Genomic DNA, 10494 nt, shown 5'->3' with positions numbered 1-10494 from the left:
TGGCCGTCCACGAACCGGCCAGCAGCAGGCCGGGCACGTCGGTGGCCGCGGCGGGCCGCAGCGGGGCGGTGCCGGGGGCCGGGTCGAAGGTGGCCGTCCGCTCGCGGGTGACGAAGAAGTCCAGCACCTCCGCCTCGCGGGCACCGGGCACCAGCCTGGCCAGCTCCGGCAGGTAGCGCTCGCGCAGCTCGGCCACCGGCAGGTCGATCTCGGCCTGCACCGCGGACTGCGAGAGCGCCAGGTACTGGGCGCCGGGAACGTCGAGGCCCGAATGGGCCGTCCGGTCGAACACCCACTGCACGGGCGAGCCCAGCGCGGCGAAGAAGGGGCGGCGCAGCAGGGTGCGGTCGTACACCACGTGCACGTTCAGGATCGGCGCGTGGCCGAGCCCGGCGATCCGCTGCTGGTCGCGGATCGCGCCCGGCGGCAGCAGGGCCGCCGCGGACTCCTGGGCGCCGGCGAGCACCACGGTGTCGGCGGAGAGCAGCTCGCCGTCCTCCAGCCGGACGCCGTGCCGGTCGGCGGGCTTGATCTCGGCCGCCCGGGTGCGCAGCCGGACCTGCACGCCGAGGCGCTCCAGCTCGGCCAGGGCGGCGTCGTGGTGGATCCGGCCGAGCGGCACGTTGGCCATGCCGATGTCGGAGGCGCCCGGGTCGGAGAGCAGGCCGGTCTTGAAGACCATGGCGGCCAGCGCCAGCGAGGTCTGCTCGGCGGTGGCGTTGAGCGTGGCGACGCCGACCAGGTCCCACAGGGCCGCGACGGTGGCGGGGGTCTGGCCGTGCTGCCGCAGCCAGGCGCCGAAGGAGATCCCGTCCAGCGCCGGGTCGGCGAGGTCGAGCGCCTGCAGGGCGAGGGCAGCCCGCACCACGCGCAGCCGGTCGGCCGGGCCGAGGTGCGGGTACCCGGCGAGGCTGGCGGCCAGGTGCAGCGGCACCGGCAGACCCGCGCGGCGCAGCCGGCCGAAGGTGCGCCGGCCGTCGGGGGCGACGGAGAGCACCGGGACGTCGAGGCGCGGCTGGAGATCCACCAGACGGCCCGCGCCCAGTCGGTCCAGCAGGCCGCGGTAGGCGGTGCAGCAGCGCAGGAAGACGTGCTGGCCGTTGTCGACGACCAGGTCGCCGCGGCGGAAGGAGAAGGCGAGGCCGCCGAGCCGGGGTCTGGTCTCCAGCAGGGTGACCCGGTGGTCGGCCTCGGCGAGGCGCAGGGCCGCGGTGATGCCGGCGAGCCCGCCGCCGACCACGACGGCGGTGGGCCGCTCGGCCGTCGTCCGTGCGGTCATCGGTGCCACCCCCTGCCCTGGTCTCGCCGTCGTTTCGTGGACAACATCACCGCATATGCCCGTGATTCCCTGTTGACACAGCGTGACATAACTGGCGGAAGAATCAAGAACGCCCTCCGGCGAGCCCGGACAGCGCCACGTACGCCTTCTCCCAGCCCGGCAGGGAGACCCGGCCGCGCAGGACGGACTCGGGTTCGGCCGCGATCCGGCCGAGCAGGCGGTGGTAGATGCCGGCCATCGCGGCGGTGCAGGCGCGGCTGCGGCGGTCCAGCATCGGCAGCAGCCGCAGGCCCTCCTCGAAGGCCTGCTGGGCCCGCTGCGCCTCGAAGGCGATCAGCCCGCTGAAGTCCGCGCCGACCGGCGGCTCGGGCAGGGCGAAGCCCTCCTGGCAGCCGAACCGGACGAGGTCCTCGGTGGGCAGGTAGGTGCGGCCGTTGGCGGCGTCCTCGCGCAGGTCGCGCAGGATGTTGGTGAGCTGCAGCGCGAGGCCGAGGGTGTCGGCGTAGTGCGCGCCGAGCTCCGGGTCCTCGCAGCCGTACACGCCGAGCGACAGCCGGCCGATGGCGCCGGCGACGCAGCGGCAGTAGACCTTGAGGTCCTCGTACGTCCGGTACTCGACGCCCTTGAGGTCCATCTCGACGCCGTCGATCAGCTCGTCGAAGCCGCCGAGCGGGATCGGGAAGCGCCGGGCGGCGTCCGCGAGGGCGACCTTGACCGGGTCGGTGTCGTCCTCGCCGACCGCGCCGGCCCGGACCTCGTCCAGCAGCTCGCGGGTGCGCAGCAGCTGCTCGGCCTTGCGGTCCTCGGGCAGGTCGCCGTCGCCGATGTCGTCCACCCGGCGGGCCAGGGCGTAGAGCGCGGACATGGCGAGGCGCTTGGGCTCCGGCAGCAGCCGGATGCCGTAGCTGAAGTTGCGGGCCTGCAGCGCGGTGACCGCCTCGCAGTACCGGTAGGCCGCCATGACCGGCGCCGACGCCAGTGGGGATGCCGCCACTCGGGCGTTCACCTTCCCTTCGCGAAGAGTGCCGCCGCCCGCAGTGCCAGGCGGCGCTTGTCCGGCTTGGGCTGCTGGGCGAGCACGTCGTACCCGGCGGCCTCGACGGCCGCCAGGGCCGCGTACCCGCCCGCGGTGAATCCCGCGAGCAGCAGCCGTAGCCTCCCGTGAACCGTACCGACCAGCGGTGCGCCGCGGTCGAGCAGGGTCCGGGCCCGCTCGGCCTCGAAGGCGATCAGCTCGCGGACCCGCCGTCCGGCGGTCGGCGCGGCGAGGTCGTCCTCGGTGACGCCGAACCGTTCGAGGGAGTCGGCGGGCAGGTAGATCCGGCCGCGGCCGAGGTCCTCGGCGACGTCCTGGATGTGCTCGACGACCTGCAGGCCGCTGCAGATCGCGTCGGAGAGGACGATCCGCTCGGGGGTGGCGACGCCGGCGAGGGCGAGCACCAGCCGGCCGACCGGGTCGGCGGAGAGGGTGCAGTAGCCGATCAGGTCGCGGTAGGTGGCGTAGCGGGTGGTGGTCTGGTCGACGCGGTTGGCCTCGATCAGGCGGCGGAAGGGCTCCGGGGTGACGGGGTGGCGGTCGGCGAGCGGGACGAGCGCCTGCATCAGCGGGTGGCGGGGCGGCTCGCCGCCCTGGCCGAGGGCGGTCTCGAAGGCGCGGTCGAGGTCGCGCTCCAGGCCGTCCAGCAGGCCGAGCCGGAAGGCGGTGCGGTCGGCGACGACCGGGACGTCCAGCAGTGCGGCCACCCGCTCCGGCTCGGCGAGGTCGCCGTCGCCGGCGTCGTCGACCAGCCGGGCGAAGCCGTAGACCGCCATCAGGTCGGTGCGCCAGGCGGCGGGCAGGAAGGACGGCGCGACCGGGAAGTTCTCCAGGTCCGCCTTCTGCAACGTGGCGCCATCTGTCTGATTGTCTGATTTGGCCGAAGCCACCACTGCCGTCACTCCCCCGTTCTACACCGCTCCCGCCCGGCGGTCCCCTTCGGACACGCGTACCGGGCACCGCGTCCGATCACGCCGAGGCCGGTGCCGGGAGAGTCCCGGCACCGGCCTCGGCGGGATCGCCGCGGACCCCTCAGGGGCGCTCGCCGCGCTCGTACGCCTTCACCACGACGTCGGTCGGCCCGTCCATGACGAGCTCGCCCTTCTCGATCCAGATGGTGCGCTCGCAGGTGTCGCGGATCGCGTTGTTGTTGTGGCTCACCAGGAAGACCGTGCCGGCCTCCTTGCGCAGCTCGCGGATGCGGGCCTCGGAGCGCTTCTGGAACTTCTGGTCACCGGTGGCCAGCGCCTCGTCGATCAGCAGCACGTCGTGCGTCTTCGCCGCGGCGATGGAGAACCGCAGGCGGGCCGCCATGCCGGACGAGTAGGTGCGCATCGGCAGGGTGATGAAGTCGCCCTTCTCGTTGATGCCCGAGAAGTCGACGATGTCCTGGTAGCGGGACCGCACCTCGGCGGGGGACATGCCCATCGCCAGGCAGCCCAGCACCACGTTGCGGTCGCCGGTCAGGTCGTTCATCAGCGCGGCGTTCACACCGAGCAGCGAGGGCTGCCCGTTGGTGTAGATGCCGCCCGCCTCGGTCGGCAGCAGGCCCGCGATGGCGGCCAGCATGGTCGACTTGCCGGAGCCGTTGGAGCCGATCAGGCCGATCGCCTCGCCCTTGTACGCCACGAAGCTGACGCCGCGGACGGCGTGCACCTCGCGGATGGCGGGCGAGCGCTTGCGCGAGATGATCCGGCTCAGCGCAGAGGTGGCGCTGCCGCGGCCGGAGCCCGCGCCGTGCACCTTGTAGACGATGTGGACGTCGTCCACGACGACGGTGGGCACGCGGGCGTGCTGGGCGTCCACCGGAGCCGCCTCCTGAACGTTGGTCGTTGCGGTGTCAGCCACGGCCGTACTCCTCTTCCGCCTTCCAGAAGAACACGAAACCGAGCACGAAGGCGACGAGCGCCCAGGCGACCGCCACGGCCCAGACGTGCGGCGGCAGCGAGTGACGGTTGTCGATGCTCGGGTCGAACGCGAACCGGACCAGGTCCATGTAGACGGCTGCCGGGTTCACGTCGGCGGCCAGCTGGATCCACTTCGGCCAGGTCTCGATGTTCCGCTCGATGCTGTAGAACACGCCCGAGAGGTACATCCAGGTGCGCAGGATGAACGGCATCAGCTGCGCCATGTCGGTGGTCTTCGCACCGACCCGGGCCATGGCCAGCGCGATGCCCGTGTTGAACAGGCACAGCAGGGCGATCGCCGGGATCACCAGCAGCCAGCTCAGACCGGGCGTGATCCCGCTGGCCAGCACGATGCCGACCAGCACCACCATCGAGATCAGCAGCTGCTGCAGCTGGATGATGGTGAAGGCGATCGGCAGGCACGCACGGGGGAAGTGCAGCGCCCGGATCAGGCCCAGGCTGTCGGAGATCGAGCGGGTTCCGCTCTGCACCGCGGTCTGGATGAACTGGAAGATGAAGACGCCGATGCACAGCCACGGAACGTAGTTGCCGATCGACTTGCTGCCCGAGAGGATCAGGCCGAAGACCAGGAAGTAGACCACGCAGTTGAGCAGCGGGGTCACGACCTGCCAGACCTGGCCGAGCTTCGCCGTGCTGTACTGCGCGACCAGCCTGGCGGTCGCGAAGGACATGATGAAGTGGCGCCGGGACCACAGCTGCTGGACGTACTTGGGCAGCGGTGGCCGCGCCCCGCTCACCGTCAGGCCGTACTTGGCCACGAGCTGCTGGGGGGTCAGGCCCGCGTCGGCACCCCTCGGGGCCGAGAGGCTGAGCGGGTCACTCAATGTCGACACATTCGTCCTTGATCACGGAGTTTGGTTCGACCGGCAGGGGGCTTGCCGGTGGCAGCGATCAGATGATCGGCGGTCGGCCCAGGCGGGTCAGTCGCCATACAGTACGCCATCGCATCGGCCGTCGCGGACCGCAGGGTTCCGTCCAGCCGGCCCGGAATCCGCCCAGCCAGGCCTTGAGCGCGTCACCGGACGGGCGGCGGGCCAGGGTGAGCAGGAACCAGGTTCCCAAGTAGAGAGGCACCAGCGGGACCGGAAGGTTCCGCCGGGCCAGCCACACGCGGTTGCGGGCCACGTTGTGGAAGTACGAGGCGTGCCGGGCCGGCGAGGTGGTGGGATGGTGCAGCACCACGTCGGCCCGGTAGTCGATGGCCCAGCCGGCGTCCTGCGCGCGCCAGGCCAGGTCGGTCTCCTCGTGCGCGTAGAAGAACTCGCCGGGGAGCTGTCCGGCCTGGGGGAAGACCGCCGTGCGGACGGCGCTGGCGCCGCCCAGGAAGGTCGTCACCCGGGAGGAGCGCAGCGGGTCGCTGGCGCGCAGCCGGGGGACGTGCCGGCGCTGGGTGACGCCGGTGTCCGGGTCCGCGATCCGGAAGGAGACGATGCCGAGCCGCGGGTCCTCCGCGAAGGCCCGGCGCAGCAGCTCCGCGGAGTCGCGGCCCGGCAGCAGGCCGTCGTCGTCGAGGAAGAGCACCACGTCGACGTCCCGGCCGTCCGGGCCGAACAGCTCGATGCCGACGTTGCGGCCGCCGGGGATGCCGAGGTTCTCCGGCGACTCGGCGGTGCGGACGTCCGCGGGCAGCGGCGGCAGCGGGGCGCCGTTGGCGACCACGGCCAGCTCGACCGGCGGGCCGTCCTGGGCCCGGACGGACTCGATCAGGGCGTTCAGCTCCGCCGGGCGGTTGCCCTGGGTGATGATGACGGCTCCGAGCCGCAGGGCGTCGCTCATCGCAGCCTGCTCGACAGGACGATGCTCAGCAGGTGCAGCACGGTCTGCAGCATGGCGATCGCGGCGAGCACCACCACGGCCAGGCGGGTGAAGAAGATGCCGCCGTGCACCTGGTCCGCGATGCCCGCGGCGAGGATGAACAGCGAGGCCTCGACCGCGCCGATCAGGCGGTGGAACTTCAGCAGCGAGGCGGCCCGGCGGGCCTTGGCGACGCCGGAGGAACGCGGCACCGAGGCGCTGTCCTCGACGGCGGTCATGCCGCTGCGGGCGCGGGCCACGTCGACCAGGTCGGTCTCCGACTTGATCAGGATCGCGCCGAGCGCGGCGAGGGTGCCGAGGAAGGCCCACTGCCAGGCGGTGGCGGTGCCGTCCTGGTGGAACAGGTCGGCGGCCCGCAGGCCGAGGCCGGTGAGCAGCGCGGCCTCGGACATGTAGTGGCCGACGCGGTCCAGGTAGACACCGGTCAGCGAGGTCTGCCGGCGCCAGCGGGCGACCTCGCCGTCCACGCAGTCGAGCAGCAGGTAGACCTGGATCAGCAGGGCGCCCAGGACGGCGCCGGTGATGCCCGGGATCACCAGGGCGGCGCCGGCCAGGATGCCGGTGAACATCATCAGGTAGGTCAGCCCGTTGGGCGTGATCACCGTGACGGTGCTGAGGACGCGGGTGATCCGCAGCGAGATCTTCCGCATGTAGAGCCGGCCGGCCCAGTGCTCGGCGCTGCGGCGCTGCAGCATCCCCTCGGGGTGGATGACGGCCCGCAGCTCCTCGATGGAGGGGCGGCGGGTCAGGTCGACCGGGGCGGCCGAGGGGGAGTCAGCGGTGGACTGCTTTGACATAGTCGGCGTACGCGTCCCTGATGTCCGATGGGGAGAGGTCGAGGTGTTCCAGGATGGTGAAGCGGCCCGGGCGGGTGTTCGGGGCGTAGTGCACCGCCTCGGTGAACTCCGCCTCGGTGAAGCCGATCCGGTCCGCGGTCACCGGCAGTCCGTGGCTCGCCAGGCGCTCCACGATCAGACCGGTCAGCTCGTGCTCGCCCCGCAGGTGGCTGGCGAAGGCGGCGCCGAGGCCGACCTGCTCGCCGTGCTGGGCGGACCGCTTGGGGTACAGCACGTCCAGGGCGTGCGAGATCTCGTGGCAGGCGCCCGACGAAGGCCGGGTGCTGCCCGCGATGTTCATCGCGATGCCGGACAGTACCAGGGCTTCCGACAGGGCCATCAGGAGGTCCTCGTCCTCCAGGCCGCCGGGGTGGCGCAGCAGGTTCTCGCCGGCCGAGCGGGCCATCGCGACGGCCAGGCCGTCGACCGGCTCGCCGGTGACCCGGTTCGACAGCTCCCAGTCGGCGCAGGCCGAGATGTTGGAGATGACGTCGCCGATGCCGGCCGCGACGAAGCGCTGCGGCGCCCTGCGGATGACGTCGAGGTCGACGACGATCCCGATCGGGCTGGGCACGCCGTAGGAGCCGCGCCCGGCGTCGTTGTCGAGGATCGAGACCGGTGAGCAGATGCCGTCGTGCGCGAGGTTGGTGGCCACCGCGACGATCGGCAGGCCGACCCGGGCCGCGGCGTACTTCGCGGCGTCGATGATCTTGCCGCCGCCGAGGCCGACCAGCGCGTCGAAGTGGCCGCCGCGCATCTCGTCGGCGAGCCGGACGGCCGCGTCGAGGGTGCCGTCGGCGACCTCGAACCAGGCGGCGCCCGGGAGCAGCGGTTCGAGCCGCTCCCGGAGCACCGCGCCGGAGCCGTTGCTGATCGCCACCGCTATCCGCCCGGAGGCGGACAGCCGCTGGTCCGCGAGGATCCCGCCGAGCGCGTCGAGGGCGCCCGCGCGGATCTCCACGAAGACCGGCGAGGGCAGCAGCCGGGTCAGTACTGGCACGCGATCTCCCGCGCGCGGGCCAGGTCGTCGTGGTTGTCCACCTCGACCCAGGAGACCTCGCCGATCGGCTGCACGTCGATCCGCAGGCCGCGGTTCACCATCTCCTGGTAGCCGTCCTCGTAGTAGAGCTGCGGGTCGCGCTCGAAGGTGGCCTGCAGGGCGTCGGCGAGGGCGTCCTTGGCGGACGGGTTGATGATCGTGACGCCGATGTACTCGCCGGTCGCCTCGGCCGGGTCCATCAGCTTGGTGATGCGGCGCATGCCGAGGGCGGGGTCGACGACGACCTTCATCTCCTCGTCGGCGAGCTTCTTCACGGTGTCCAGGGCGAGCAGGATGCCGGGGGCGCTGCCCTCCTTGGCCATCCGGTCGTTGCCGTCGAGCATGGTGCGCTGGACGGACGCCGGGTGCACGGTGTCGCCGTTGGCGAGCAGCAGGCCCTCGCCGAACAGCTCGCGGGCGCACCACAGGGAGTAGGCGTTGTTCCACTCCTCGGCCTTGTCGTTCTCGACCAGGGTGAGCTTGACGCCGTACTTCTGCTCCAGCGCGTCCTTGCGGTCGTACACGGCCTCCTTGCGGTAGCCGACCACGACGGCGGCCTCGCGCAGCCCCACCTCGGCGAAGTTGCCGAGGGTGAGGTCCAGGACGGTCCGGTCCCCGTCGACCGGCACCAGCGCCTTGGGCAGGGTGTCGGTGTACGGGCGGAGCCGGCGGCCTGCGCCGGCGGCCAGGACGAGGCCGATCATGCGGTGTCTCCTGATTCGTCGTGTTCTGCCGTGGCGTCGCCGAACACCCAGAAGTGGATGGACTCGGCGACGACGACCAGGGCCAGGACGGCGGCCAGGGCCACCAGACCGCCCTGCAGGGCGGCAGCTCCGGGCCCCTCGTGCCCGACCGCCCCGGTGGGGGCGCCGCCGTACACGAGAGCGGCGAAGAGGGTGACGAGCAGGGCCCGTCCCTCCTGGCCGCCGGTCGCGCGAACCAGCCAGCGGGCCGGCGCGCCGGTGCCGCCGCGGAGGCGGTACACCGTGTCGTAGTGATGGTAGGCGACGGCCGCGACCAGCCCGAACGCGGCCGGGAGGGAGGCGGTGTCCAGGCGCAGCGCGAGCGCGAGGACGGTCAGGTACTCGCCGGCGCGGAAGAACGCGGGGGCCAGCCAGTCCAGGGCGCCGTTCAGCTTCCTGGCCAGGACGAGCGAGCTGAGCAGCACGTAGCCGGCGGCGGCGCCGACCGAGGCCCAGGTGCCGCCGAGCGAATAAACGGCGACGGGCAGGCCTGCCGAGGCGAGCGCGGCGACCACCGGGACGGCGAGGCCCGGCAGCCGGCGGGCGACGGGGCGCAGCAGCGGGGCGAGCAGCTCGGCGAGCGGTCCGCCGTCGGCGAGGACGGCGACCTCGCGGGCGGCCTGGTCGGCGCGCGGACGGCGCCGGTTGATCGAGCGCAGCACCCGGCCCGCGGTGGTGTAGCAGCAGGCCAGGGCGCAGCCGATGAGCAGCACGGTGAGCGTGGTGCGGGGGGTGGTGACGGCGGTGAGCAGGGCTATCAGGGCCCAGCGCTCGCCGATCGGCAGCACGACGATGCGGCGGGCCCAGACCGTCCAGCCGACCCGGTCGAGCCGGTTGGAGAGCTGGGCGGTGGGGCTGGAGTTCGCCGCCTGCGCCTTGCTGCCGGCGGTGGCGGGGTTGCGGGCGGTCTCCTGGTCGGCGGCCATGAAGGCGAAGTCGACGCTGTGCCGGAAGGTCATCAGCACCATCGCGGCCAGGGCGAGCGCCCACACGTGGTCGCCGGTGCGGGTGGCCGCGATCGCGAGGCCCGCGTAGAAGGAGTACTCCTTGGCCCGGTCGAAGGTGGCGTCCAGCCAGGCGCCGACCGTGGAGTACTGCAGCGAGTAGCGGGCGAGCTGCCCGTCGGTGCAGTCCAGCACGAAGGAGAGGATCAGCAGCAGGCCGGCGGCGACGAACCCGGGCCGGGTCGCGGTGGCGGCGCTGGCGGCCGCGGCGAGCGCGGTGACCAGTGAGGCCGTGGTGACCTGGTTCGGGGTGAGGCCGCGGCGGGCGCACCAGCGGGCGATGTAGCGCGAGTACGGGCTGACGCAGTAGGTGGTGAAGAAGCCGTCGCGGGCCTTCACCGCGCGGCGCAGCCGCACCGCCTCCTCGTCGACCTCGGCGACGGCGGCGCGGGCGGCGGCCAGCTCGTCGGCGGTGGCGGGGACGGTCGCGACCAGGGCGCCGAGCTCCGGGCGCTGGACGGGGATGCCGCCGCGCTGGACGGCGCCGGCCAGGGCGTCCGGGAGGTTCGGCTCGTGGCCGGTGAGGCCGTGGGCGGCGGCGACCAAGGCCTCGCGAGCCGCGCTGCCGTTGACCGCGACGGCGCCGGGGACGGCGCCGGCCGGGAAGCGGGGGTCGGTGAGGGCCAGGCGCAGGGCGTGCCGGTGGCCGACGAAGCCGGCGTCTATGACGGCGATCCGCTCGGCCGGGTCGGCGGCCGCGAGCAGGTCGGCGAGTTCGACGGCGTCCCGGGCGTGCAGGATCCGGCCGAAGCCGATCGCCGCGAGGTCGGCGGCGAGCGGACCGGGGGCGGTGACGGCGGTGCGGCCGGCGGCC

General features: G+C 73.1%; 10 protein-coding genes. All 10 read right to left on the bottom strand.

What is annotated here, in order from left to right:
• The coding region (gene hpnE / locus ABZ641_RS16470; protein ID WP_359982475.1) for a hydroxysqualene dehydroxylase HpnE at positions 1-1279 on the bottom strand (1279 nt) is incomplete at its 3' end.
• Positions 1280-1382: 103 nt separating this feature from the next.
• Positions 1383-2240 (bottom strand): presqualene diphosphate synthase HpnD, encoded by an 858-nt coding sequence (gene hpnD / locus ABZ641_RS16465; protein WP_344621882.1) that lies wholly within the window; start codon positions 2238-2240, stop codon positions 1383-1385.
• 41 nt (positions 2241-2281) lie between these two features.
• Entirely contained in the window at positions 2282-3205 is a 924-nt protein-coding gene (hpnC, locus tag ABZ641_RS16460; RefSeq protein ID WP_344621881.1) for a squalene synthase HpnC, read from the bottom strand.
• A 142-nt stretch (positions 3206-3347) separates the two neighbouring features.
• On the bottom strand, positions 3348-4163 hold the full coding sequence (locus tag ABZ641_RS16455; protein ID WP_344621813.1) for an ABC transporter ATP-binding protein: 816 nt from the start codon (positions 4161-4163) through the stop codon (positions 3348-3350).
• Positions 4156-5076, bottom strand: coding sequence for an ABC transporter permease (locus tag ABZ641_RS16450; RefSeq protein WP_344621812.1), 921 nt, complete (start codon positions 5074-5076; stop codon positions 4156-4158). Before ABZ641_RS16450 ends, ABZ641_RS16455 begins: the two co-directional genes overlap by 8 nt.
• 58 nt (positions 5077-5134) lie before the next feature.
• The gene (locus ABZ641_RS16445) at positions 5135-6019 is read right to left on the bottom strand and encodes a glycosyltransferase (RefSeq protein WP_344621811.1); all 885 of its coding nucleotides are present in this window, start codon (positions 6017-6019) and stop codon (positions 5135-5137) included.
• Positions 6016-6753, bottom strand: a complete 738-nt coding sequence (locus tag ABZ641_RS16440) for a CDP-alcohol phosphatidyltransferase family protein (protein ID WP_344621880.1) — start codon at positions 6751-6753, stop codon at positions 6016-6018. The genes ABZ641_RS16445 and ABZ641_RS16440 overlap by 4 nt, the downstream gene beginning before the upstream one ends.
• 79 nt (positions 6754-6832) lie before the next feature.
• Positions 6833-7894 carry an iron-containing alcohol dehydrogenase family protein gene (locus tag ABZ641_RS16435; RefSeq protein WP_344621810.1) on the bottom strand — a complete coding sequence of 354 codons (1062 nt, stop codon included), beginning with the start codon at positions 7892-7894 and terminating at the stop codon, positions 6833-6835.
• Positions 7882-8637: a phosphocholine cytidylyltransferase family protein gene (locus tag ABZ641_RS16430; protein WP_344621809.1), complete on the bottom strand. Its 756-nt coding sequence runs from the start codon at positions 8635-8637 to the stop codon at positions 7882-7884. The genes ABZ641_RS16435 and ABZ641_RS16430 overlap by 13 nt, the downstream gene beginning before the upstream one ends.
• Entirely contained in the window at positions 8634-10418 is a 1785-nt protein-coding gene (locus ABZ641_RS16425; protein ID WP_359982477.1) for a DUF5941 domain-containing protein, read from the bottom strand. Before ABZ641_RS16425 ends, ABZ641_RS16430 begins: the two co-directional genes overlap by 4 nt.
• Positions 10419-10494 lie beyond the last annotated feature (76 nt).

Origin of the sequence: Kitasatospora sp. NPDC007106, assembly GCF_040634455.1 — a bacterium.
Classification (GTDB): domain Bacteria; phylum Actinomycetota; class Actinomycetes; order Streptomycetales; family Streptomycetaceae; genus Kitasatospora; species Kitasatospora arboriphila.
Note: the sequence above shows the minus strand (reverse complement) of the source record. Positions and strands in the feature narration are given on the sequence as shown.